The organism is Peribacillus sp. N1 (assembly GCF_054600815.1).
Genome location: NZ_BAAHZO010000003.1, coordinates 130,516 through 153,438, shown reverse-complemented (window position 1 = coordinate 153,438; position 22,923 = coordinate 130,516). Strand labels below are relative to the sequence as shown.

Here is a 22,923-nt window from a genome sequence, read left to right as displayed (position 1 = left end):
CCATTTGAAATGGAGGAATACGAGCTATGGCAAAGAAAATGCCTGATATCGGCGATTATAAATATGGTTTTGCGGATAAAGATGTTTCCATTTTCCGTTCAAAGCGTGGTCTGACAAAAGAAATCGTGGAAGAGATTTCTCGAATGAAGGATGAACCGCAATGGATGCTTGATTTCCGTTTGAAATCATTGGAGCATTTTTACAACATGCCAATGCCTCAATGGGGCGGCGACATGCAGAGTCTTAACTTTGATGAAATCACATACTATGTTAAGCCATCAGAGAAATCAGAGAAGTCTTGGGATGAGGTTCCTGATGAAATCAAACAGACTTTTGATAAATTGGGAATTCCTGAAGCTGAACAAAAATACCTTGCTGGCGTATCTGCTCAATATGAATCAGAAGTGGTTTACCATAGCATGAAAGAAGAATTGGAAGACTTGGGTATCGTGTTTAAAGATACGGACTCAGCACTTCGTGAAAATGAAGATATCTTCCGTGAGCACTTTGGAAAAACGATTCCGCCAACTGACAATAAATTTTCGGCATTGAACTCGGCAGTTTGGTCAGGTGGATCTTTCATCTATGTACCAAAAGGCGTTAAAGTGGATACTCCGCTTCAAGCATATTTCCGGATCAACTCTGAAAACATGGGTCAATTCGAACGTACGCTAATCATTGTTGATGAAGGCGCATCCGTTCACTATGTGGAAGGTTGTACAGCTCCTGTTTATACAACTAACTCCCTTCATAGTGCCGTTGTCGAAATCGTCATCAAGAAAGATGCTTACTGCCGTTACACGACGATCCAAAACTGGGCAAACAACGTGTTTAACCTGGTTACGAAACGTGCCGTTTGTGACGCAAACGCAACAATGGAATGGATTGATGGTAACATCGGTTCTAAACTGACAATGAAATACCCTGCTGTCATCTTAAAAGGTGAAGGTGCACGAGGTATGACATTATCGATTGCCATTGCCGGCAAAGGCCAACACCAAGACGCTGGAGCAAAAATGATTCACCTAGCGCCAAATACATCTTCAACGATTGTATCAAAATCAATTTCTAAACAGGGCGGTAAAGTAACATACCGTGGTATCGTTCATTTCGGACGTAAAGCGGATGGAGCTCGTTCCAACATTGAATGTGATACATTAATCATGGATAATCAGTCTACATCCGATACAATCCCTTACAATGAAATCTTGAACGATAACATTTCCCTTGAACACGAAGCTAAGGTTTCCAAAGTATCAGAAGAACAATTGTTCTACTTGATGAGCCGCGGAATTTCTGAGCAAGAAGCAACGGAAATGATCGTAATGGGCTTCATCGAACCATTTACAAAAGAACTTCCAATGGAATATGCGGTTGAAATGAACCGTCTGATCAAGTTCGAAATGGAAGGCTCCATCGGATAATGACCGACTGGCCTGCCTGTAAGGCGATTTAGAATAACCATTCATACAAAAGCCTGCCGGGTCTGTCTGGCAGGCTTTTTGTTTTGACATCCGTCTCCGTCACCTTTATACCAAAGATTAGATATGGCTCAATAAGGGTAAAAATAACAATAGAAGTCAGGAAATGAGGCCAGTCCCGAAGGAGTGATGATGCAGATGATCTATGTTGGTGTGACCGGTTGGGGAGATCATGATAGTTTGTATCATGGTGGTGTGTCCCAACGTGATAAGCTTAAAGAGTACGGAGCTCATTTTCCCATTGTGGAGGTGGATGCCTCTTTTTATGCAGTCCAGCCAAAGAGGAACAGTGAAAAGTGGGTATCCGAGACGCCTGCATCATTCCAGTTTGTCGTTAAAGCTTATCAAGGGATGACAGGACATCAACGTGGGGAAATCCCATTTGAAAGTAAGAAGGAAATGTTCAAGGCATTTTGCGACTCTCTGGAGGCTTATCAGAAGTCCGGAAAGCTCGCGATGGTCTTATTTCAGTTTCCGCCATGGTTTGATTGTAAACGTGAAAATGTAAATTACCTGCGATGGTGCAAAGCTGAAATGGGCGATATCCCAGCGGCCATAGAATTTCGGAATCAAAGCTGGTACAGATCTAACGTAGTCCAGCAAACTTTGGATTTTATCGAAAAGGAAGGCTGGATCCATACTGTATGCGATGAGCCTCAGGCTGGAGAGGGATCCATTCCAGTCGTTTTGCAGGCCACCGATAAAGATAAAACCCTGATACGCTTTCATGGCCGTAACCTGCATGGTTGGCAAAGGCCTTCTTCGGGTGATAATTGGCGTGAGGTCAGGTACTTATATCGATATAATCAGCAGGAATTGACTGAATGGGTGGAGAAAATCAGGATATTGGAAAAGGAATCCAAGGATATATATGTCCTGTTCAATAATAATTCAGGCGGAGATGCCTCCGATAATGCCAAACAAATGATTGAGTTGCTTGGGATAGAATATGAAGGACTGGCTCCTAAGCAGCTTGGTTTGTTTTAAGAGGATATATATAATTAAATAAAGAGATATTGTGACAACTAGTAGAGGTAATATCCTCACAAACAGGTAAAGGCGGATTTCTACATGGTATGGTTAGTATTAGTGGGTATTGGATTATTTGCGGGAGCGATCGGAGCTCTTGTCGGTCTTGGAGGCGGCATCATCATTGTGCCTTCTCTTTTATATTTAGGTACATCTACAAATATTATCGATGAGCTGACTCCTCAGGTCGCTGTAGGTGTTTCAACCGTAATCATGATTTTTACCGGCTTATCTTCTACTTTATCTTATTTAAAACATAAAGTGGTGGATTATAAGGCCGGCTTAATCTTTTTTATTGGCAGTGCGCCTGGTGGAATAATAGGGGCATATGTGAATAAAAATCTTAACGCCGAAGCTTTTTCATTGTACTTTGGTATTTTCATGGTTTTCATGGCCATTGTGTTATTAGTGAAAAATCGTTTGAAGCCAATGCTTTTCAAGCCTGGAAAAGGGAAAATAGTGAAAACGTATGAAACTGAAAATGGACATTCATTTTCTTATGGTTATCACCCCGTGTTAGCTGTATTGATTTCCTTTGTCGTGGGATTCAGCTCCGGATTATTTGGAATTGGCGGTGGGGCCTTAATGGTTCCCGTCATGATGCTACTTTTCTTCTTCCCTCCGCATATGGCTGTAGCGACTTCGATGTTCATGGTATTTTTATCATCCATCACTAATTCGATTACCCATATTTCCCTTGGAAATGTTAATTGGCCATATGCTTTTGCCCTGATTCCGGGTGCATGGTTCGGTGCTAAATTGGGCGCATTCATCAATACGCGCCTAAAGAGTGCGTCGCTGGAAAATATGTTGAAAATAGTGCTGATAATCATTGGTTTACGTCTTATATACCAAGGTATTACAGGATAAACGAGGAGGAGAAATGATGTCAGAAATCATTCATTTATATCACACCAATGATCTCCATAGTCATTTTGAGAATTGGCCTCGTATTGATAAGTTTCTTAAAGAAAGAAGAAAACTTCATCAAGAAACGGGAGAAGAAGCGATCATACTGGATATAGGCGATCATGTGGACCGCTGGCATCCATATACAGAAGGTACGTTAGGTAAAGGCAATATTGAGCTGCTGAATGAAGCGGGCTACCAATATGTGACCATCGGCAATAATGAAGGGATCACTTTACCTCATGATGCGTTAGACTCCTTATATGATCATGCAAGGTTCAAGGTCTTGGCAGCCAATATTTATTACAGTGATAATGAAAGGCCGGAATGGGCGCTGCCATATTGGATACATACAACGGTAAAAGGCACCAGGATCGCCCTGATAGGTTTGACAGCCTTTTTTCAAAAGTTTTACTCTGCGATGGGCTGGGAAATAACAGAACCGTTCGTGGAGTTAAAGGCACAGCTTGAAAGGGTCAAAACAGAGGCGGATGTAATCATCATCCTTTCCCACCTGGGCATCCATGATGATGAGAGGATGGCAGAGGACTTTCCGGAGATTGACATCATACTTGGCGCGCATACCCACCACATTCTCCACCAGGGGAGATTGATCAATGACACACTCCTTTGCGGTGCCGGGAAATATGGCTTCTTTGTTGGACAGGTGGAAATGACCGTCAATCAGGAAAGGGAAATTAGCCAGAAGAGTGCCATTCTTTATGATACCAATGACTTTTTGGAATTGGAGAATGAACGGTCATGGATTGAAGAGATATACCAGGCCGGAGGGGAAACGCTAAAACAGGTTGCAGTGGACTTACCAAAAGCACTGGATAATGATTGGTTCAAAGTAAGTCCTTTGACGGAAATCCTAGGGGAGGCCCTAAGGGAGTGGAGTCAGGCGGATTGTTCCTTTTTGAATGCAGGCCTCCTGCTTGAAGGGCTGCCGGACGGTCCTGTCACAAAAGGGGATATTCACAGAATCTGTCCACATCCCATCAACCCTTGCGTCGTTGAAGTTAATGGGAATGAATTAAAAGAAATCTTAATGCAATCGAGAAATGCGGAATGGCCACATATTCAGGTGAAAGGTTTCGGTTTCCGCGGAAACATAATGGGAGTCATGCATTATGATCAAATTGAATTTAACGAAATGGAGAATGGTATCGTAAAAGGGATTCTTATAAAAGGAGAGAAACTGCAGGCGGATAAGTCCTATAAACTGGCCATACCTGATATGTTTACATTTGGGCACTTCTTTCCAAGTATCCAGCGCTCCAATCGCAAGAAATACCTGCTGCCGGAATTCTTACGGGATATCCTTTTATGGAAGCTGAAAAAAATATACACAAACGCCTAACGCTAAATCACGGTTTCGCCCTTTTTTTCATAAAGTATGGGGAAGAGAGGGGCGAAACCAATTGATTAACATGATACCAATAATTCTTGATAATCATACATTCCTAGCCATTTCTGTCCGACTTCCAAAAACGAATTTACTTGCTGTCGCGTCCGAAAAAGGGTATATAATGTGCGGTGCGTTAGATGTTGGACTGCTGAATGATAAATTGAAACATCGTAAAATCCTTGCAGGGAGGGCTACAGGAGTTAAATCGATTGAAGAGTTATTGGAAGCGCCGCTTGAATCGGTTACCTGGGAGGCTGTGGAAAAGGGCATTCATCCGGGAATGATTGGTAAAGAGGCATTAATCAAAATGATTTGAAAAGGTGGGCTTTCTTTTTTTTAGAAGGGGGCCTTATTTTTTTATTTTAAAATGCTGATATTCTTTCAATAAATATATTCAAACAGATTCATTTATCAAAATATTTTCCGATAATCTTTATAAAGGAAAGAAACGGTTCGATTTACAAATATTTAATGGGGAGATGGGGTACAAGTATGAGGCTAGCTATTACAAAGTCCCTAAGCCCTGGAGCAAGGCTCGGTAAAAACATCTATAATGAGCGGGGCCATGTCCTATTGTGCGAGGGCCTTACATTAACGCAGAAAATGATCAATCGACTGGTGTCCCTTAATATACCCTTCGTTTACATTCAAGATTCCAGGACGGATGACATCATTCCAATGCCCCCAGTGTCCGGGAAACTTAGAAGAGAAGCCGTTAATACGATTGAAACCACTTTCCTGGACATAAAGAACAAAATGAACCTTGATGGATCATTCACGATAGAGCAGGCTAACGTCAAGTTCACTCAAATAGTCCGGAACATCATGGACGAGCTGAAAAGGAATAAGGAGTTAATGACTTTATTGGCCGACGTTTATACATACGATGACTATATCTTTACTCATTCCTTCAATGTGACCTTATATACCCTGGCGATCGGGATGGAATTGAATATCAATAATAAGAATCTTGAAATTCTTGGGCTGGGGGCGATTTTACATGATGTCGGCAAAATGCTCGTGCCTTTGGAAATCCTCCATAAACCCGGCAAACTGACGGAAAAGGAGTTTGAACAAATCCAAAAACATGCCGATTACGGATTTCATCTAATCAAAAATGTTCATACCGTTTCACTTTTAGTTGCGAACTGTGCCTATCAGCATCATGAAAGGTTAGATGGATCTGGATATCCCCGTGGGATAAAGGGGGATGAAATCCATTATTTCGGCAAGATCATTGCCGTTGCCGACGTGTTTGATGCCGTTACTTCCAATCGGGTTTACCGTAAGGCCATGCTGCCGCATCAAGGTTTGGAAGTTCTTTATGCCGGAGTCGGGAAAAAGTTCGACAATACGATCATCGAGGCTTTCCGCCGGGCGGTTGCCATTTATCCTAATGGTCTATCAGTAGAATTGAATGATGGAAGGAAAGGAGTAGTATCCGCTCAAAATGAGGGGATTGGTGACCGCCCCATGATAAGGATACTGGAAGAAGATGGGGAGCGGATAAAAGAGCCCTATGAAGTGGACTTGAATAAAAACCTGCATTTGCTTATCATGAAATGTCTAAATATACAAGAACCAGCCTAACCTCAAGGATAAGCTGGTTTTGTCATTCCTTGTTTTCCTTCATGATCGCAGGTGCCACCGAACCGTTTCCGTTACTAAAATAGCTTGGAACATCACCTTCGATCAACAGGCTTCCGACTGTCACTTCCTGACTCACCTTGGTCTCCTTTGTGAAAGAGGGGATGACGATTTGAATATTGACATCAAAATCCACAATCAATTCATAATAAACATTATTGATGCCTGCGTTTGTCAGTTTTGTCCTCAAATCCGATTCAACATTCCCGATGACCGACATTTTCACTGGGATTTCTGGTCCGTAATTGGAAAGGAGGTTATTCCCGGTCACAACACCAAATGGTATATAATAAACCACACTTTTATATTGTTCATCGTTTATTTTGGCTGAACCTGTTTTAAAAGGATTTCCCTGTTTGATGCCAAGTTTCTTTTGAATATCCTTCGTTATGTTAGCCCGCAATTCACTGTATATGACCGGATTGAAGCTATAGGAGGAACTGGAGTCCTTACCACCCTTATTGTTGGTGATGATTTTGTTCATATCGACCTTGGCTATATTTTCATCAACCGATTCATGAATCGTTTCCGTTGCAATCCGTTTGATTTCATATTCGGCTACACTCATGATCACGGGTTCGATTGATTTGTCCACGTACCAAAGAGTCATGATGCTTGATATGATAAACAGGATAAATGAATAGAGAAATACTTTTCGGGTGGGAAGAGGCCCCTTTTTTCGGAATTTCTTCGGTCGAAATCTTTTTCGGAACACGCTTTAGCCCCCTTTACTAATACCTATGCATCAAGTTCAGGGGTTTATGTTGAAATCAAAAAAAAGCAGCGTAAAATTCACGCCGCTCACTTTCGTTTTTTAGCCAAATCTTTCCTTTCCCATAATTTTAAATAAGGGTAAGGATCAAAGCTCCATTCTGTGATTCCATTGTCTTTGTACATCCCGTAATGAAGATGCGGAGGGAATTTCCCCGAAGTTCCCGGAGGACCGTAACCTGTACTGCCGACACCTCCGATGACTTGTCCGGGCTCGACGATTTGTCCGACTTTCAACCCTTTGGCAAAGCCGCTTAAATGGGCAAAGTAATGATAGGTATTATTTAAATCCCGTATCCCTATCCTCCAACCGCCGAATTTATTCCAGCCTTTCATCTCGATGATTCCATAGCTGGTGGAACGAACGGGAAGGCTATAATCGGCAAAAATATCAGTGCCCTCATGGATTCTCCTTCCGCCCCATCCACGAGCGCTTCCCCATGTATTCAAGTACGTATAATGAGTCCGTACGGGAACAGGGAAGGCCTTTTCATGTAAATCCAACCGGCCATATTTCTTATAAATCTCGGCATTGCCGATAATGATGCTGACTGCTTTATCTCGTTTATAATAATCCCACAAGCCGATCCGGATATTATCTTCATCTGCACCATAAGATTGGAGATGCTTCGAAAAAGCATACAATCGATCGGTATCATTATTGATATCTGCTTTTCCATCACCATTTCCATCCTGGCCCAATCCGTCAAAAAATGTGATCGTGAGCGGGTTCACGTCATTTAAGTCAGGATTGAGGGCCCCGCTCCACTTTGAAGGCTCGATGTGGATGCCTATTAAACCCTTTGCCGGCTCTAAGTCCCTTCGTGCAGCCCTGAGGCTATGCTCATATTGATCTGCTCCAGCAAGGTAATACCACGGGATTTGGAGAGTAGCCTCCATATTTTTATATAGCTCCATTCTCCCGGGATAAGCATCTGGGGTATCGGCAGCATCAGCCACTTGGCCTGGTGCATTCAAAATTAACAAACAAGTTATGGTAAGAAGGAATAATTTATTCAACGGGGCAGGCTCCTTTCATGACATTCTCCGTAATTAAAATACATCAGTCCATCCATCTTTTATAGTTTTGCTGATTTAGCTATAAACATGAAAAATAAATAATGGGAAACCAACTATAACTTGTATAAATGCTTTTTTATTGTTAAAGTAGGGTGTGTTAATTTCTATAGAATGGAGTGGCATTTTCATGTCTTCTACAAATAAAGAAATTCTTCGTAAACCAGATTGGTTGAAAATAAAGCTTAATACTAACGAAAATTACCTCGGTTTAAAAAATATGATGCGCGAGAAAAATCTTCATACAGTCTGTGAAGAGGCAAAATGTCCGAATATACACGAATGCTGGGCAGTGAGAAGAACGGCTACTTTCATGATCTTAGGTGAAATCTGTACAAGGGCATGCCGTTTTTGTGCTGTTACAACTGGACGTCCGAATGAATTGGACTGGGCTGAACCTGAGCGTGTTGCCGATTCCGTTGTTTTGATGAATTTAAAGCATGTCGTCATTACAGCTGTTGCCCGTGATGATTTAAAGGATGGAGGCGCTGAAGTTTTCGCTGAAACAGTCCGTGCGATCCGTCGCAAAAATCCATTTACTTCTATTGAAGTATTACCGTCTGATATGGGCGGAGTGTTTGAAAATATCAAGACATTGATGGATGCTAAACCAGATATCCTTAACCATAATATAGAGACTGTCAGAAGTTTATCCGACCGTGTACGGGCTCAGGCCAAGTACGAACGTTCTTTGGAGCTTTTAAGAAGAGCCAAGGAACTGTATCCGGAAATCCCGACAAAATCCAGTTTAATGGTAGGTCTGGGTGAAACGCGGGAGGAAATCCTTGAGACCATGGATGACCTAAGGGCTAATAATGTCGATATCATGACAATCGGCCAGTATTTACAGCCGACTAAAAAACATTTAAAGGTGCTGAAATACTATACGCCTGAGGAATTTGCCGAACTGAAAGAACGTGCATTGGAAAAAGGCTTCAGCCATTGTGAATCCGGTCCGCTTGTCCGTTCATCCTACCATGCCGATGAACAAGTTAATGCTGCGGCTAAACATAAGCAAAACAAAGGTGAAGAATTATTGAAATAGAGAAATAAAGGACCGAAAAAAATTCGGTCCTTTTTTATTCAACGGTTATCCATTTTTTGATGGATGTTATCATGATGATCTCTTTTATCGTTAACCATTTCTCCATTTTCATTTTCTGCGTCACTCATTTTGTATCCTTGAGGCGATTTCAGCATTTCTTTGATCGTTTGTTCGATCGTATAGTCAATCCCTTTGCTGCCGGATTTCACTGTAGCGAAATTTTCGACATCTTGGGCAAGGTTTTGATAATCATCACTGACGTAGACATGATAGTAGCGAGGCACGACGGACATGGCAGTACGTTTAACTTGGTCGGCGGTTTCCGTCCGATCCTTGTCATTGGTATCATATACGACAAGTACTTCCTCATCAGTAACGAGTGTAGCGGCGTCATTGACATTTGGAATTTGAACACTAAGTTTTGAAATGACATCAGACAATTGTTCACGGTCAATGGAAGCAGCTTTGTTGGAAATGTTACGGCCGTCAATGGTTGCACTATTGGTGCGAGTAAAACCAAAATCATCACTTTTGTTGTCATTATTACGATAATCCTCATCATAATATTGAGTTGGATTATTTACGTTTGTTGGGTTGCCTGCATTGTTTTTTGCACCGAGCCCCTGGTCTTTTTCTTTATCAGCACATCCGGTTAGTGCAATAATCGAGCTTAAACCTATCGTTATTATCGTTTTTTTCATCAATAACACCCCCGTAACTTTAGGATGAACATATTTCTCTATTTTTCGCTTAGTAATTGATGGGGAATCAGTTATAATTTAAAGAAGAAATGTATTTATGAGAGGTGAAAACAATGATTACCATCAATAACATGACCTACGAAATAATTGAAGATGAAAGGGAAGGCTATAACGAAGAAGCGTTTAAAGCCAGATACAGTGAGATTTTAACGAAGTATGATTATATAGTAGGGGATTGGGGTTACGGACAATTGAGGCTGCGTGGATTTTTTGATGATTCCAATCAGAAAGCGACCTTCGATACAAAGATAAGCACGCTTAGTGAATATTTATATGAATACTGCAATTTTGGCTGTCCTTATTTCGTCGTGAAGAAAGTAAAGAAATAAAAAGGCCAGAATTCACTCTGGCCCTTCCACGTTAAGAGTTACCATATCCTTTATATGGAGGCTGTTCATCTTTTTCTGGATCATCATGTGTCGGATGAGCACCAGGATATTGTCGAGGTAAGCCTTCATGCAACGATTTATTTTCATAATTGAAGGCACTTTGATAGCGTTGCCCTTCCTGCCACGGTGTGTTTTTATTCTGGACTGGTGCATCTTTTGCAATGGCTGATCCAAAAGGTCCTTCGGGAAATTCTTCAGGAATTAAATAATCCCTCTGTTTTTCGACATTGGAAAAATCGTGGTATTCTTCTTTGTCCAAGATAATCCCCCCTCATGTAATCGATCTTACATTCAGTAGGTTTTCCCGTTTAAGAAAAAAACTTCAGCACTCAGACGATTTCCATTAAAAAGTGACGCAGTTCCTCGGCTTCCGCTTCTGACAACTGAAAGGCGTGCTCAAGATAGCCTTCCTCTTCTAAATCATCAGGCCCAATAATCGCGAAACGGTTACTCTGCATATTCAAAACAAGCTTCTTTCCATAAAACCGATCGGTAGTCGTAATCGCCAAATCGAATCTTGATTCCTCTCCCATGAAGCTTATGAACCGGGTTTTTGAATCAACGACGTCATTGTATAAATAAAAACGATCTTCCATAGTCTCATTCCCTTCTTATCTTCACATTTGTATTTCCATCATAACAAAGTGACTTCAATAGGGGAACAGACATTTTTATGGGCTGCCGACTGTAGAAATTAATCCCTCCCCATGATGCTTCAGAACCTCGAGCAATCATTGCGTTCATCGGTTAGATGAAAGTGGTTAAGAATATAAATGGAATCATGAATTGGTTTTCTTGGAGTGGACGTCGGAAAATGCCTCCTCCTGTGAAAAGGCAATGTGTAAGTCAATGCACCTGTTAGTAATTGGATTGTACAATGGTTGGGGTTGAAGGAATTGAGAGTAAGGGAGAAGCTATGGTATTATCAAGGAATAAGGTTGGTTCGGCACAGGGTCTTAACTATGCCGCTCATTCAACCAATGATTCCCTATATCATCTTAGATCAGAAAGGATCTGGAAATAATGTACTTTGTAGACCGCCAAAAAATTGAACAAATATTAGGTTTTCTTGAAAAGCAGCTTGGACTTTTTGAAGGGCATGATAATTGGGATGGAGACCTTTCGGAACTTATCGCAGAAAGGCTCATACAAACTTCCATCGATTCCGTGTTGGATGTAGGAAATGCGGTAATTGATGGTTTCATTATGCGTGATCCAGGAAGTTATGAAGATATTATCGATATCCTTCAAGATGAAAAAGTGATTTCAGAAGAAAAAGCGATACAATTCAAAAAGGTTTTGCCATTAAGGAAAATGCTGGTTCAAGACTTCATTGAAGTGAATCACAAAGAACTGCATGCCGTATTTTCGGAAAATATCGAGGCATTCAAGCAATTCCCTGATTTGGTGAGGAACTATTTAACAAATGAATTGGGACCTGTATCAGCTTTTAAAAACTAGCAGCGTTAGGAAGGCGAATTCAAATGAAGTCGTATAAAGGATATTTAATTGACTTAGATGGCACCATGTATCGCGGAACTGAACAAATTGCGGAAGCGGCAGGGTTTATCAATGACCTAAGGAAAAGGGATATCCCTTATTTATTCGTCACCAATAATTCATCCCGGACTCCGGCACAAGTAGCGGATAAGTTAAGAAGCATCGGCATCTCAACAGAGGATGAACAGGTTTTCACGACAAGCATGGCCACTGCCAATTACATAGCCGAACAAAAGAAGGATGCATCGGTCTATGTGGTGGGTGAAGAAGGCATCATCGAGGCTCTTAAGGAAAAAGGAATGAAGCTTGTCGAAGAGCATCCAGATTTTCTGGTAATGGGCATCGACCGCGGCATCAATTATGAAAAGTTGTCAAAGGCCTGTCTTGCTGTTAGAAATGGGGCTGTTTTCATTTCGACCAATGGTGATATTGCCATTCCAACTGAGCAAGGCCTTTTGCCTGGGAATGGTTCCGTGACATCCGTTGTTTCCGTTTCGACTCAGGTACAGCCGATTTTCATTGGAAAACCTGAATCCGTCATAGTGGAGCAAGCACTAAGAGTATTAGGGGTACCTAAAGAAGAGACAATCATGGTTGGCGATAACTATGATACGGATATCCTTGCCGGCATTAACGCAGGGATCGATACACTGCTTGTACATACTGGCGTGACGACAAAAGAACGCCTAAAGCAATATAAGGAGCAGCCTACGCATGTGGTGGACACACTAGACTTATGGAGCTTCGAATGAAAAAAAACAGGCCTGCGATTGCAGTCCTGTTTTTTTCATGCCGTTTTATTCTGCATTTTCGGTTCTATGGGCAAGCCGGCTTGAAGCGGCAGCTGCAATCGCTCCAACGATATCATCTAAAAAGGTGTTCACCTTACCTGTGCTTTTATCGTTTAGATATTTTAAGATTCCCGGCTTTTGTTTATCAATGAAACCATAATTGGTAAAGCCGATCGATCCATAAACATTCACAATTGAAAAAGCCAATATTTCATCGACCCCATATAGACCTTCATCTATTTCAATTATGCTCAGCAGAGGCTCCTCGAGCAGCTTTTTCTCAGCTAAAATATCCAACTGAATGCCGGTAAGGATGGCATTTTGGACCTCGCGTTTTGAAAGGACCCGTTCGACATTGTGAAGGCAATCGGACATTTGGAGATTTTCATGGTAACCAGATTGTAAATACATGACTAGCTCAGCGATATCCTCCAATTTCACTCCTCGTTCAATTAGCCATCTTCGAGCCGTTTTTTCAGACATTGATTGTTCAATATTAGCCATGTCATCACCCATTTCTCTATATTTTAAAGGGATAGTTCTAATGCAGGTAGGTTGATTTGATTAAAATGAAAAGCCATGAAGGATGTTTTGATCCGAATTTCTAATAAGGTTTCGATAATCATTCAGAAAACGGGTTATTCCACATATATATAAGTATATGATGTCCAATATTTCTATTATATCCATTTGATGAAGGGGGCTTTTCCATGATAGAAGAAATCATTTTTAATAATTATGGCATACAGGTGGAGCTTGAAGAAGCCAATAGCAGGTTTCCAAGCTTCCGTTCAGGAAATATGGTTTACAGCATCGTTCCCATTGAAAATATGGAGCAGGAGGAATTAGTGGAAAGGTATAAAATGTCTCAACATCTGATTTCACAAGGAGATCGTCACGTATCCGCCTTTGTCCTTGCCAATCATGGAAGTTATGTTTCGGAAGCGGATGAACAATTATTCATCCTTCTTGCCAATCAGGCATTGGAAGGTCCGAAAAATTTCAATCCAGGAAGACGCCTGGCAAGATTTCATCAGCGTGGGAGAAATATTAATGAAACGATTCGAACATGTTCAAGGATCGGTAAATGGAAAGAACTATGGGAACAAAGGATCGATCAGTTAGAAAAGATTTGGCGGGATAAGCTCAACGCCCATCCTGATAACCAGTTTGAAAAATTATTTATAGAAACCTTTCCCTATTATATGGTCCTGGGTGAAAATGCGATTCAATATTTAGTCGACACGGAAATTGATGATACCCCGCAAATTGTCGATAGTGGAACGGTTTGTTATGAACGTTTTTTACATGATACGTGGAAAAGCAATAAGTGGATGAAAAATCCGTTCGATTGGGTATTCGACCATGGAACCAGGGATGTCGCAGAATGGGTGAGGGAACACTATTTTCAAAATGTGCATACCCATCAACGGGGCATTGGCCAATTCTTTCACGAATATCAATCCATAGAACCATTCTCCAGCTTTTCAGCCCGGTTGTTATATTCGAGGATGCTATTTCCCATTCATTATTTTGAAACTGTGGAAGAGTATTTTTCAAAAACGACGGAATCAAGGTCGAATGAGTTGGAGGATAAAATATCTTCCATCACGAAATCCTCACAACAATATGAGTCCTTCCTCAAACATTTTTATGAATTGGCGGAGGTCCCGGCCAAGCAATATGATTTGCCTAAAATTGACTGGATTTAGATAAAAACGGGAAAGAAATATGATTCATCCTTACTTACTATGTTATGATGATAACAAGATTTTTTAGAATAATTAGATATTTAATCACTACGGAAGGATGGGACCATGAAAAGATTGATGATGGCCGCCCTTTTAGCTCTTTTAATCATCCAAACGACAAATCTTGCAAAGGCTGAAACGAAAACAAATTGCGAAGCAAATCAATTCAAGATTGTCATGAAGTCTGCTGCGGATGTGAAGGAAAAGGCGTCGGCTGCAAGCAAAACATTAATAACTTATAAGAAAAACAAAGAATTATCGGCAAGTGGAAGAACTGGAAACTGGTATAAGGTCTGTCACTCGAAAAAGACAGCATATATCAATATGGCAGATGCTAATGAGGTTTTCGGCACCAGTGAAAACGCCCTTCTAAAGAAATTCGATAGTAGAAAAGGCGTTAAACAAGTTGTATCGGTGACAGGAAAAGCGATGAGTGATACAAAGGTTACGATCCAAACGTATGAAAAGAAACAAGGGGAATGGCGCCGGGCATTGAAGAAGATGGAGGGTGTCATTGGAAAGAACGGCTTCACGAAGAGCAAAAAAGAGGGTGATGGAAAATCCCCGGTTGGAATTTATTCATTCGGTACGTCTTTTGGAAGTGGAACGAAGCCAACCGGAATGAAAATGGGTTATAAGAAAACGACCAAATATGACTACTGGATTGACGATCAGACATCCAATGATTATAACAAGTGGAAAACCTATAAAGGAAATCCTGCAGTTAAATGGAAGTCTTTCGAAAGGATGAATCATGAACTCTATAAGTATGGCGCGGTCATTAATTATAATACGAATCCCATCATAAAAGGAAAAGGCAGTGCAATCTTTCTTCATGTATGGAGAGGGGATACAAAGCCGACTGCGGGATGTACAGCCACAGCCGAAAAGAATGTCCTCAATTTACTGAAATGGATGGATCCCGTGCAAAAACCACATATTGGAATGGGTACAAATGATTCATTGAAAAGCGTTAAGTAATAATCAGCAAAATGGTTTTCCTATAAAAAAAATTAGCTTTACCCGTTCTTACTCGTTCAAGGGATGGGCGAAAAAAGTTCGTGCATCCATCTTTTCTAACTATTGATAATTATTTGAATTAAACTTATAATGTCTACTATACAAATACAAATGTTTTCTTCAGGCAAACAGTTTTTAAGGGGGAACCAAAATATGAAAGCCATCTCGATCGGTTTATTGGGGTTAGGTACAGTCGGTTCAGGAGTCGTACAAATCATTGAAAGTCATCAGGACAAGCTCATGCATCAAGTGGGCTGTTCCATATCCGTTAAGAAGATACTAGTCAAAGACACGACGAAGGAGCGGCTTGTCGAGGTCGATAAAGGAATGTTAACTGACAATCCTGAGGATATCCTTTCGAATCCCGAGATTGATGTTGTAATAGAAGTGATGGGTGGAATCGAAGAAACACGCAGTTATCTGATAGAAGCTATAAAAAATAAAAAGCATATCGTTACGGCCAATAAAGACCTAATGGCTTTATATGGACCGGAACTGCTGGAATTGGCCACCGAGAATCAATGTGATTTATTCTATGAAGCAAGTGTTGCAGGGGGAATTCCGATTTTACGCGGTCTTGTAGATGGATTATCTTCTGACCGCATCACGAAAATGATGGGAATCGTCAATGGAACGACAAACTTCATTTTAACGAAAATGAGCAAGGAAGGCAGAGCTTATGATGACGTATTGAAGGAAGCTCAGGAGCTGGGATTTGCTGAAGCCGATCCGACAGCCGATGTAGGCGGATTGGACGCGGCCCGTAAAATGGCGATCCTATCAACACTCGGGTTCTCAATGAACATTGGTTTGAATGATGTTGAGGTACAGGGCATTACCGAGATATCCGAAGAGGATTTGAGATATAGTAAGAAGCTTGGTTATACAATGAAATTGATCGGCGTCGCTTCCAGGGCAGGGGATAGGGTCGAAGTAAGTGTCCAGCCTGCACTTCTTCCGGAAGCACATCCGTTAGCATCGGTAAATAATGAGTATAATGCTGTATACGTTTATGGGGAAGCCGTAGGGGAAACGATGTTTTACGGACCGGGGGCCGGTAGTCTTCCTACTGCGACTGCAGTCGTTTCGGATATGGTGACGGTCATCAAGAATATGAGGCTGGGCGTAAATGGCCGCAGTGCCGTTTCTCCTCAGTATCCGAAACAATTAAAAGATGCCACTGAGATTTTCGCTAAGTTCTTCATTCGTTTACATGTTCAAGATGAAGTTGGTGTTTTAGCCAGAATCACGAATTTATTTGCCGAGCATGGAGTAGGATTCGATAAAATCCTTCAATTGCCTCTGGATGAAAAGGAATCTTCCGAAATTGTATTGGTTACGCACACTGCCACAAAGGCTGCATTTGAGCAAATAATACAGAAATTACATGATTACAATATGGTAAGAGAAGTGAAAAGTACATACAGAGTTGAAGGAGAGGACATCAAATGAGCTGGCAAGGACTTATAAGCACGTATAAAGAATTTTTACCCGTTAATGATAACACACCTGCACTAACCCTTTTGGAGGGTAATACACCTTTAATCAAACTGAATCGATTATCCGAAGAGTGGGGAATCGACTTACATGTAAAATATGAAGGGGCGAATCCAACTGGGTCGTTTAAAGACCGCGGAATGGTCATGGCCGTCGCCAAAGCGATAGAAGAGGGCAGCGACACGATCATCTGTGCTTCCACAGGGAATACATCGGCAGCTGCAGCGGCTTATGCGGCCCGTGCCAACCTGCGCTGCATCGTTGTCATCCCGGAAGGGAAAATAGCCATGGGCAAGCTTGCCCAAGCCGTCATGTACGGGGCGGAAATCATCTCGATCGAAGGGAACTTCGACCAGGCTCTAAAAATCGTCCGTTCACTTAGTGAGAATTCACCGATAACTCTTGTGAATTCAGTCAACCCATACCGGATTGAAGGGCAGAAAACAGCGGCTTTCGAAATTTGTGATGCCCTCGGATCCGCACCGGATATTTTGGCGCTTCCAGTCGGGAATGCAGGTAATATTACGGCTTACTGGAAAGGGTTTAAAGAATATAACGAATCGAAACAAACGGGTCTTCCTGAAATGAGAGGATTCGAAGCTGAAGGTGCGGCTGCAATTGTCCGGGATAGCATTATTGAAAATCCAGAAACGATTGCAACAGCCATCCGGATTGGAAATCCTGCAAGTTGGAGCTTTGCTGTGGAAGCAGCAAATGAATCCAAAGGCAAAATTGATGAGGTGTCAGACGAAGAAATTCTGGAAGCCTATCATTTCCTTGCTAAAAAAGAAGGGGTATTTGCAGAGCCGGCATCTTGTGCTTCCATTGCAGGCATCTATAAACAATTAAAAAGCGGTGAAATCAAAAAAGGAAGTAAGATTGTTGCCGTTTTGACTGGAAATGGATTGAAAGATCCGAATGTGGCAGTCAATACAAGCACGATTCAGCCGACATTGCTGCCAATGGATGAAGAGGTCATTTTAGAACATCTGCAGGGTGTGAAACAGGCATGAGTGCGGAATCAGAGATGTTCTTGATCCGTGTACCAGCAAGTACGGCCAACTTAGGACCAGGATTCGATTCCATCGGCTTGGCGCTAGGACTTTACTTGGAAATACACGGATCTTCATCAGATCATTGGGAAGTCGTTCCACTTTCAGAGGAAATGTCTGTTTTTCCAACGGATGATCGTAATTATATCGTCCAAATTGCCAAGGAAACGGCGGCATCCTATGGAAAGGAACTTTCCCCATGCCGGCTTTTCGTCTCTAGTGAAATTCCACTGGCGCGTGGGCTTGGAAGCAGTGCTTCTGCCATTGTGGCGGGGATTGAATTGGCGAACATCGTTGGTGAACTTCAATTATCGGAAGAGGAAAAGAATCGGCATGCTTCCCTCTTTGAAGGGCATCCGGATAATGCGGGGGCATCAGTGTATGGTGGATTGGTTGTGGGCCTGCATACGGAGGAAAGAACGGATGTCGTGTCTTTTCCAATCGAGGGAGTTAAGGTGATTGCTGTCATTCCCGATTTTGAATTGCTTACAGAGGATTCAAGAAATGTCCTTCCGAATTCGCTTTCCTATAAAGAGGCGATAAGCGGAAGTGCAGCCGCAAATGTTTTGCTGGCAGGAGTTCTATCTAAAGATTGGAAGCTTGTTGGTGAAATGATGCAAAGTGATCGTTTCCATCAACCATTTAGAGCAGAGTTGGTCCCTCATTTAGCGCTTATTGAAGAAGTTGTCCTCAATGAAGGCGGATTTGGTGCGGCTCTAAGCGGAGCAGGTCCAACTGTTTTATGCTTATCATCCGCAGAAAATAGTGAAAGTTTACTCACAGTATTGAAGGAAACATTTCCGGAATTTCTTGTGAAAGAATTGGAAATCGATAATGAAGGCAGTTATACGGCAACCCTTTCAGAACAGGAAAAAAAGGAATTGAAATTTTTGAAATCGTGAACCATGCTTCATTCATTGTCCATATAAAAAAGCTGACTCGCGTCAAGCCGTATCAATTTGATAGGGCAAAAGCCGAGTCAGCTTTATTTTTATTGCAGTCCAGAAAAGATTCCGGCCTGTATAAAAAGGTTGAACGTGTATAGATGAAGTGAGCCTACATCCATACGCTGCATGTTATTTAAAGGGCCATTAGAAAACTTGTTCAACTTCCACTACACCAGGAACTTCTTCAAGAAGGGCACGCTCAATCCCAGCTTTTAGCGTAATGGTCGAACTAGGACAGCTTCCGCAGGCTCCTAGTAATCGTAATTTTACAATTCCATCTTCTACGTCAACTAGTTCACAGTCACCGCCATCACGAAGAAGAAACGGACGAAGCTTATCTAGGACTTCTTGAACTTGAACTTCCATTGTTTGTTCAGACATTGCAATCGACTCCTTTCCTAATCATATTATAAAGCGAAGGTAGTAAAAAATCCAACTGTAACTTTGCGGAAATATAATCTATATTATTCTGGTATGATGGAAACAGGTGAAGTTTTTAAACATTATTCAAAATGAAGGAGGAAGAGTAGGTAATGAAAGAAATTGAGATAGAAGTATATGGTGCGGAGCAAATTTGCGCGAGTTGTGTTAATCTCCCTTCTTCGAAAGATACATGCGAGTGGCTTGAAGCCGCTTTAACGAGGAAGTTTCCTGAGCAGAAATTCAAAATATCCTATATAGATATGTATAATCCTCCAGAAACGCAAAAGCAAAAGGGCTTTGCTGCGAAGATGATCGAGGAAGATTTATTTTATCCACTGGTCCTCATCGAAGGAGAAATCATCGCAGAAGGAAATGTGCGTCTCAAAAAAGTGGTGGAAACGATGGAAAAATACGGGTATACAATGCAAGAGTGATATATAATGGAAGAAATAAGAAAAACTGTCCCGTGAATGAGCTGCATGCAGCTCATTCACGGGACAGTTTATAAAATGTAGCATAGATGGGTTGGAATCAACCGTTATGGTATTTGTACATCCAGAGAATGCCTGATTTCATCAGGCGTGCCACTCTACCTGTGATTGGGCGATTTGCAACAAGACCGAAACCTTGTTTCTTCCCAAGAGAACCTAATGTCCCTTTTAATTTCATTGTCGGGAAGCTTTCAGGAAGTGGTTCATTTGCCCATTTCTTTACAAGAACCTGTACGATTTGCTCAGCTTGGGACTCCGCTAATTGAGCACTAGGTGCATGAGGCAGGCTCGCGCAGTCGCCGACGACAAAGATGCTGTCATCATTAGGAAGGAAATGCTGAGGAGTCAGAACGGCTCTTCCTTGACGGTCTTTTTCTATATCCATATCGCGGATGATCTTACTTGGCTGGATTCCAGCTGTCCATACGATGACGTCGCTTTGAACGGCCTCGTCACCATTATAAAGAATGTTTGGCTCAACTTTCGTTATATTTGAATGATGGACGATTTCGATTGTATGTTTATCGAACCATGATTCGACAAAGGTGCTTAACCTTTCTGGGAAAGCAGATAGAATATGCGGTCCACGGTCGAATAGCTTAACGTTTAAATCTGAACGGCTTTCAATCAATTCACTTGCAAGCTCAACACCACTCAGTCCGCCACCAACGATAGAAACGGTTGCACCGGCACCTAAATTATTCAGGGCTGAATATGTGCGGCGTGATTTATCGATTGTTTGGATACTGTAGGTATGTGTGTCTGCACCAGGAATATTGTGGTATTTATCTTCGCAGCCAAGGCCAATGACTATATCATCATAAACGACAGGATCTTGATTTTCTATAATGACTTGTTTATTTTCCATATCGATGGAAAGTACTTCTCCGTATACGTTCTTCAAGCGAGGATGTTCAGGAAATGCAACACGGATGTGCTGATCTGGAATGGTACCTGCTGCTAAAGCATAATATTCCGTTTTTAAGCAGTGATAAGGATTACGGTCGATAAGCGTGATGCTCACATTTTCAGGAAGCTGATTAGGCAGCAATCTTTGCAACATGCGCATACCACCATACCCGCCACCAAGTATGACTAGATTCTTCATATGATTTTTCCCCTTTATTTGATCTCTTGAAAAATTTGACTAGCATTTAACTATAGGATTCCCCCAAATGGTCCCCTTTAAAGTTTAATTAAATATATATACCCCAATTAGTAGCAAGAATAAAAAATTAGATAATTTTCTTTTATTTACGTACCCCGACAAAAGTATAACGAATATAAAAGGAAATCACAACCGATATCTTGAAATCGGCTGATTTTTTATGCGTAAATATTGACTGTAAAAGGGAAAAGTATTAAGATGGTTTGTTAGTAACTGTGAGGTGAAACAATGTACCCGATTATTGAATTTTGTGTAAGCAATCTGGCCAGCGGCGCTCAGGAGGCTCTGGAAAGATTGGAGCGGGATCCAAATTTGGATATCATAGAATATGGTTGTCTGGGTTATTGCGGCAGATGCTCCAGTAACTTATATGCGCTTGTAAACGGTGAAGTGGTCTTTGGTGATACAACGGATGAATTGGTTGATAAAATATATAAGTACATTGATGAATTTGAAATGTTTTAATCATCAACGGTGAATAAAAAGGCTGTTCCTTAGTGGACAGCCTTTTTAATATAAGTGCTGCAGCAACGAGTGGGGTGTTCGTTGCTGCTTGAGTTCCTGAAAGCGGTCCCGCCATCTGGATGATGGAGGCTACCCGGGCATTGTTTTGACCTTCGAATACTAATGAAAAATACTTGATGGCTGCCTTTTCATTTCCTATCCTCCTTGAGATGTCGCCAGCGAGATATAGGATTCTGGCTTCGGATACCTGGGTGCCGCTGAAGGATGTGCTTCATATTCCTTTAGGGCGAACCTCAAAAATCTTTCTTCTTGTTCCTTGTTTTTGTTGATCCTATATAACCATGCTATCTGTAAACAGATTCCGGCAAGGATTATATGTTTTTCCTTTTTTAAAGCTCCGCAATAACTCGTCAGCTTGTATGTATTGATCGCGTCTTTGATCTCTCATTGCTAAAATTGTGGGAAACCCACTGGGAGCTTACTTTTTCCATAATGATTTCCATTGTAGTGGGGGGAAGTACCGGGAGAAATCCTCCGAATGCGAAAAGCCGCAGTGAGGGCAAACAAAGATATTATAGTAAAGTGCGTTAACGGCTGAATCAACATAACGGGGCAAAAGTCCGTGTCATATTTAGTAACTTTTACAAACTCGACCGTACCTTTTTGTTGGTTGATTTTTGCTTGCATAAAAGGCATTCCATGCTTTTATCTTATAGAGGGTGTATGCCTTCGATCTAATTTATATTGGTAAAATAGGTGGGGGAATATGAATTTTTTCAAGCTGGAAAATTGAGCGTGGGAATTTCTTTGGTATATACTATAAAGAGTAGTTCTATCTCACATATCAGAAGAAGGAGGGATTTATTGTGAGTGAAGTTGTTCAAATAACGGAAGCTGCCGCTTTTCAGATAAAAGAAATGATGAAACAAAATGGTGAAGAGGGTTCCTTTTTAAGAGTGGCCGTTAAAGGCGGAGGCTGCAGTGGATTATCCTACGGAATGGGTTTTGAACAAGAGCCCGGAGAAAAAGATAGCCAGCTGGAACAGTTTGAAATTAAGATCCTTGTTGATGCCCAAGATGCAGATATATTGAATGGAACGGTAATTGATTATAAACAAACGATGATGGGTGGAGGCTTTACGATCGAAAACCCAAATGCTATCGCTTCATGCGGTTGCGGGTCTTCCTTCAAAACGGCTAAAAACGCCGGTACGCCGGAAAACTGCTAAGAAATCTTATCATTGAGAAAAGGGGGGCACTTTAACAAGTGCCCCCTTATTATTGGAAAAAGGGATTTG

General features: G+C 41.5%; 28 protein-coding genes. 18 read left to right on the top strand and 10 right to left on the bottom strand.

Annotated elements, in window-relative coordinates:
- The first annotated feature begins 26 nt into the window (after positions 1-26).
- The 6 genes from sufB (at position 27) to ACYP5M_RS13650 (ending at position 6,420) form a co-directional block, all read left to right on the top strand.
- Complete coding sequence (gene sufB / locus ACYP5M_RS13675; RefSeq protein WP_034310152.1) at positions 27-1,424, top strand: Fe-S cluster assembly protein SufB; 1,398 nt, start codon at positions 27-29, stop codon at positions 1,422-1,424.
- Between the two features lie 195 nt (positions 1,425-1,619).
- Complete coding sequence (locus ACYP5M_RS13670; RefSeq protein ID WP_260358861.1) at positions 1,620-2,468, top strand: DUF72 domain-containing protein; 849 nt, start codon at positions 1,620-1,622, stop codon at positions 2,466-2,468.
- 84 nt (positions 2,469-2,552) lie between these two features.
- Complete coding sequence (locus tag ACYP5M_RS13665; protein ID WP_101223650.1) at positions 2,553-3,380, top strand: sulfite exporter TauE/SafE family protein; 828 nt, start codon at positions 2,553-2,555, stop codon at positions 3,378-3,380.
- Positions 3,381-3,396: 16 nt separating this feature from the next.
- Entirely contained in the window at positions 3,397-4,782 is a 1,386-nt protein-coding gene (locus tag ACYP5M_RS13660) for a bifunctional metallophosphatase/5'-nucleotidase (RefSeq protein WP_434168053.1), read from the top strand.
- A gap of 61 nt (positions 4,783-4,843) precedes the next feature.
- Positions 4,844-5,146 (top strand): YunC family protein, encoded by a 303-nt coding sequence (locus tag ACYP5M_RS13655; RefSeq protein WP_101223648.1) that lies wholly within the window; start codon positions 4,844-4,846, stop codon positions 5,144-5,146.
- A 176-nt stretch (positions 5,147-5,322) separates the two neighbouring features.
- Positions 5,323-6,420 (top strand): HD-GYP domain-containing protein, encoded by a 1,098-nt coding sequence (locus ACYP5M_RS13650; protein ID WP_427573638.1) that lies wholly within the window; start codon positions 5,323-5,325, stop codon positions 6,418-6,420.
- Positions 6,421-6,442: 22 nt separating this feature from the next.
- Here ACYP5M_RS13650 and yunB read toward each other — a convergent pair whose 3' ends face one another.
- On the bottom strand, positions 6,443-7,192 hold the full coding sequence (gene yunB, locus ACYP5M_RS13645; RefSeq protein WP_101223646.1) for a sporulation protein YunB: 750 nt from the start codon (positions 7,190-7,192) through the stop codon (positions 6,443-6,445).
- A gap of 86 nt (positions 7,193-7,278) precedes the next feature.
- Positions 7,279-8,268 (bottom strand): M23 family metallopeptidase, encoded by a 990-nt coding sequence (locus ACYP5M_RS13640; RefSeq protein WP_397315513.1) that lies wholly within the window; start codon positions 8,266-8,268, stop codon positions 7,279-7,281.
- Positions 8,269-8,455: 187 nt separating this feature from the next.
- Here ACYP5M_RS13640 and lipA point away from each other — a divergent pair, with 187 nt between their 5' ends.
- Positions 8,456-9,370: a lipoyl synthase gene (lipA, locus tag ACYP5M_RS13635; RefSeq protein WP_063234033.1), complete on the top strand. Its 915-nt coding sequence runs from the start codon at positions 8,456-8,458 to the stop codon at positions 9,368-9,370.
- 38 nt (positions 9,371-9,408) lie between these two features.
- Here the strand turns inward: lipA and ACYP5M_RS13630 are convergent, their stop codons facing one another.
- The gene (locus tag ACYP5M_RS13630) at positions 9,409-10,071 is read right to left on the bottom strand and encodes a YhcN/YlaJ family sporulation lipoprotein (protein ID WP_434168052.1); all 663 of its coding nucleotides are present in this window, start codon (positions 10,069-10,071) and stop codon (positions 9,409-9,411) included.
- Between the two features lie 113 nt (positions 10,072-10,184).
- Between ACYP5M_RS13630 and ACYP5M_RS13625 the strand changes: the two genes are divergently transcribed.
- On the top strand, positions 10,185-10,460 hold the full coding sequence (locus ACYP5M_RS13625) for a YutD family protein (RefSeq protein ID WP_101223644.1): 276 nt from the start codon (positions 10,185-10,187) through the stop codon (positions 10,458-10,460).
- Between the two features lie 31 nt (positions 10,461-10,491).
- Here the strand turns inward: ACYP5M_RS13625 and ACYP5M_RS13620 are convergent, their stop codons facing one another.
- Both ACYP5M_RS13620 and ACYP5M_RS13615 read right to left on the bottom strand, forming a co-directional pair.
- On the bottom strand, positions 10,492-10,779 hold the full coding sequence (locus ACYP5M_RS13620; RefSeq protein WP_397315510.1) for a cytosolic protein: 288 nt from the start codon (positions 10,777-10,779) through the stop codon (positions 10,492-10,494).
- A gap of 70 nt (positions 10,780-10,849) precedes the next feature.
- Entirely contained in the window at positions 10,850-11,116 is a 267-nt protein-coding gene (locus ACYP5M_RS13615) for a DUF3055 domain-containing protein (protein WP_098371475.1), read from the bottom strand.
- A gap of 427 nt (positions 11,117-11,543) precedes the next feature.
- Here ACYP5M_RS13615 and ACYP5M_RS13610 point away from each other — a divergent pair, with 427 nt between their 5' ends.
- Both ACYP5M_RS13610 and ACYP5M_RS13605 read left to right on the top strand, forming a co-directional pair.
- Positions 11,544-11,981: a DUF86 domain-containing protein gene (locus tag ACYP5M_RS13610; RefSeq protein WP_101223642.1), complete on the top strand. Its 438-nt coding sequence runs from the start codon at positions 11,544-11,546 to the stop codon at positions 11,979-11,981.
- Between the two features lie 23 nt (positions 11,982-12,004).
- Entirely contained in the window at positions 12,005-12,772 is a 768-nt protein-coding gene (locus tag ACYP5M_RS13605; protein WP_459735162.1) for a TIGR01457 family HAD-type hydrolase, read from the top strand.
- Positions 12,773-12,817: 45 nt separating this feature from the next.
- Here the strand turns inward: ACYP5M_RS13605 and ACYP5M_RS13600 are convergent, their stop codons facing one another.
- Entirely contained in the window at positions 12,818-13,315 is a 498-nt protein-coding gene (locus ACYP5M_RS13600) for a phosphatidylglycerophosphatase A family protein (RefSeq protein WP_063234039.1), read from the bottom strand.
- Positions 13,316-13,521: 206 nt separating this feature from the next.
- On the opposite strand from ACYP5M_RS13600, the gene yutH reads away from it, so the two are divergent.
- The 5 genes from yutH to thrB all read left to right on the top strand — a co-directional run bounded on the left by yutH (position 13,522) and on the right by thrB (position 19,033).
- Positions 13,522-14,523 carry a spore coat putative kinase YutH gene (gene yutH, locus ACYP5M_RS13595; protein ID WP_402943708.1) on the top strand — a complete coding sequence of 334 codons (1,002 nt, stop codon included), beginning with the start codon at positions 13,522-13,524 and terminating at the stop codon, positions 14,521-14,523.
- 105 nt (positions 14,524-14,628) lie between these two features.
- Complete coding sequence (locus ACYP5M_RS13590; protein WP_459735161.1) at positions 14,629-15,543, top strand: L,D-transpeptidase family protein; 915 nt, start codon at positions 14,629-14,631, stop codon at positions 15,541-15,543.
- A gap of 192 nt (positions 15,544-15,735) precedes the next feature.
- Complete coding sequence (locus tag ACYP5M_RS13585) at positions 15,736-17,034, top strand: homoserine dehydrogenase (RefSeq protein WP_230176201.1); 1,299 nt, start codon at positions 15,736-15,738, stop codon at positions 17,032-17,034.
- On the top strand, positions 17,031-18,092 hold the full coding sequence (gene thrC, locus ACYP5M_RS13580) for a threonine synthase (RefSeq protein WP_434168049.1): 1,062 nt from the start codon (positions 17,031-17,033) through the stop codon (positions 18,090-18,092). Before ACYP5M_RS13585 ends, thrC begins: the two co-directional genes overlap by 4 nt.
- Positions 18,089-19,033, top strand: coding sequence for a homoserine kinase (thrB, locus tag ACYP5M_RS13575; RefSeq protein WP_101223637.1), 945 nt, complete (start codon positions 18,089-18,091; stop codon positions 19,031-19,033). The genes thrC and thrB overlap by 4 nt, the downstream gene beginning before the upstream one ends.
- 189 nt (positions 19,034-19,222) lie before the next feature.
- Here the strand turns inward: thrB and ACYP5M_RS13570 are convergent, their stop codons facing one another.
- Positions 19,223-19,459 (bottom strand): NifU family protein, encoded by a 237-nt coding sequence (locus ACYP5M_RS13570; RefSeq protein ID WP_034310199.1) that lies wholly within the window; start codon positions 19,457-19,459, stop codon positions 19,223-19,225.
- Between the two features lie 152 nt (positions 19,460-19,611).
- On the opposite strand from ACYP5M_RS13570, the gene ACYP5M_RS13565 reads away from it, so the two are divergent.
- On the top strand, positions 19,612-19,935 hold the full coding sequence (locus tag ACYP5M_RS13565) for a YuzD family protein (RefSeq protein WP_459735160.1): 324 nt from the start codon (positions 19,612-19,614) through the stop codon (positions 19,933-19,935).
- Positions 19,936-20,032: 97 nt separating this feature from the next.
- On the opposite strand, the gene ACYP5M_RS13560 is transcribed toward ACYP5M_RS13565, so the two are convergent.
- On the bottom strand, positions 20,033-21,100 hold the full coding sequence (locus ACYP5M_RS13560; protein WP_459735159.1) for an NAD(P)/FAD-dependent oxidoreductase: 1,068 nt from the start codon (positions 21,098-21,100) through the stop codon (positions 20,033-20,035).
- Between the two features lie 288 nt (positions 21,101-21,388).
- Between ACYP5M_RS13560 and ACYP5M_RS13555 the strand changes: the two genes are divergently transcribed.
- Positions 21,389-21,625 (top strand): YuzB family protein, encoded by a 237-nt coding sequence (locus ACYP5M_RS13555; RefSeq protein WP_063234046.1) that lies wholly within the window; start codon positions 21,389-21,391, stop codon positions 21,623-21,625.
- A 195-nt stretch (positions 21,626-21,820) separates the two neighbouring features.
- Here ACYP5M_RS13555 and ACYP5M_RS13550 read toward each other — a convergent pair whose 3' ends face one another.
- A complete protein-coding gene (locus tag ACYP5M_RS13550; protein WP_434169738.1) occupies positions 21,821-22,039 on the bottom strand; it encodes a DUF2225 domain-containing protein in 219 nt (72 codons plus the stop codon).
- 64 nt (positions 22,040-22,103) lie between these two features.
- Positions 22,104-22,241 (bottom strand): DUF2225 domain-containing protein, encoded by a 138-nt coding sequence (locus tag ACYP5M_RS13545; protein WP_452444655.1) that lies wholly within the window; start codon positions 22,239-22,241, stop codon positions 22,104-22,106.
- 250 nt (positions 22,242-22,491) lie between these two features.
- On the opposite strand from ACYP5M_RS13545, the gene ACYP5M_RS13540 reads away from it, so the two are divergent.
- The gene (locus ACYP5M_RS13540) at positions 22,492-22,854 is read left to right on the top strand and encodes a HesB/IscA family protein (protein ID WP_101223634.1); all 363 of its coding nucleotides are present in this window, start codon (positions 22,492-22,494) and stop codon (positions 22,852-22,854) included.
- Positions 22,855-22,923 lie beyond the last annotated feature (69 nt).

What these genes read in the sequence shown, in the direction of transcription:
- sufB (WP_034310152.1), top strand. Translation starts at nt 27, where the DNA reads ATGGCAAAGAAAATGCCTGATATCGGCGATTATAAATATGGTTTTGCG.
- ACYP5M_RS13670 (WP_260358861.1), top strand. Translation starts at nt 1,620, where the DNA reads ATGATCTATGTTGGTGTGACCGGTTGGGGAGATCATGATAGTTTGTAT.
- ACYP5M_RS13665 (WP_101223650.1), top strand. Translation starts at nt 2,553, where the DNA reads ATGGTATGGTTAGTATTAGTGGGTATTGGATTATTTGCGGGAGCGATC.
- ACYP5M_RS13660 (WP_434168053.1), top strand. Translation starts at nt 3,397, where the DNA reads ATGTCAGAAATCATTCATTTATATCACACCAATGATCTCCATAGTCAT.
- ACYP5M_RS13650 (WP_427573638.1), top strand. Translation starts at nt 5,323, where the DNA reads ATGAGGCTAGCTATTACAAAGTCCCTAAGCCCTGGAGCAAGGCTCGGT.
- lipA (WP_063234033.1), top strand. Translation starts at nt 8,456, where the DNA reads ATGTCTTCTACAAATAAAGAAATTCTTCGTAAACCAGATTGGTTGAAA.
- ACYP5M_RS13630 (WP_434168052.1), bottom strand. Translation starts at nt 10,071, where the DNA reads ATGAAAAAAACGATAATAACGATAGGTTTAAGCTCGATTATTGCACTA.
- ACYP5M_RS13625 (WP_101223644.1), top strand. Translation starts at nt 10,185, where the DNA reads ATGATTACCATCAATAACATGACCTACGAAATAATTGAAGATGAAAGG.
- ACYP5M_RS13615 (WP_098371475.1), bottom strand. Translation starts at nt 11,116, where the DNA reads ATGGAAGATCGTTTTTATTTATACAATGACGTCGTTGATTCAAAAACC.
- ACYP5M_RS13610 (WP_101223642.1), top strand. Translation starts at nt 11,544, where the DNA reads ATGTACTTTGTAGACCGCCAAAAAATTGAACAAATATTAGGTTTTCTT.
- ACYP5M_RS13605 (WP_459735162.1), top strand. Translation starts at nt 12,005, where the DNA reads ATGAAGTCGTATAAAGGATATTTAATTGACTTAGATGGCACCATGTAT.
- ACYP5M_RS13600 (WP_063234039.1), bottom strand. Translation starts at nt 13,315, where the DNA reads ATGGCTAATATTGAACAATCAATGTCTGAAAAAACGGCTCGAAGATGG.
- yutH (WP_402943708.1), top strand. Translation starts at nt 13,522, where the DNA reads ATGATAGAAGAAATCATTTTTAATAATTATGGCATACAGGTGGAGCTT.
- ACYP5M_RS13590 (WP_459735161.1), top strand. Translation starts at nt 14,629, where the DNA reads ATGAAAAGATTGATGATGGCCGCCCTTTTAGCTCTTTTAATCATCCAA.
- ACYP5M_RS13585 (WP_230176201.1), top strand. Translation starts at nt 15,736, where the DNA reads ATGAAAGCCATCTCGATCGGTTTATTGGGGTTAGGTACAGTCGGTTCA.
- thrC (WP_434168049.1), top strand. Translation starts at nt 17,031, where the DNA reads ATGAGCTGGCAAGGACTTATAAGCACGTATAAAGAATTTTTACCCGTT.
- thrB (WP_101223637.1), top strand. Translation starts at nt 18,089, where the DNA reads ATGAGTGCGGAATCAGAGATGTTCTTGATCCGTGTACCAGCAAGTACG.
- ACYP5M_RS13570 (WP_034310199.1), bottom strand. Translation starts at nt 19,459, where the DNA reads ATGTCTGAACAAACAATGGAAGTTCAAGTTCAAGAAGTCCTAGATAAG.
- ACYP5M_RS13565 (WP_459735160.1), top strand. Translation starts at nt 19,612, where the DNA reads ATGAAAGAAATTGAGATAGAAGTATATGGTGCGGAGCAAATTTGCGCG.
- ACYP5M_RS13560 (WP_459735159.1), bottom strand. Translation starts at nt 21,100, where the DNA reads ATGAAGAATCTAGTCATACTTGGTGGCGGGTATGGTGGTATGCGCATG.
- ACYP5M_RS13555 (WP_063234046.1), top strand. Translation starts at nt 21,389, where the DNA reads ATGTACCCGATTATTGAATTTTGTGTAAGCAATCTGGCCAGCGGCGCT.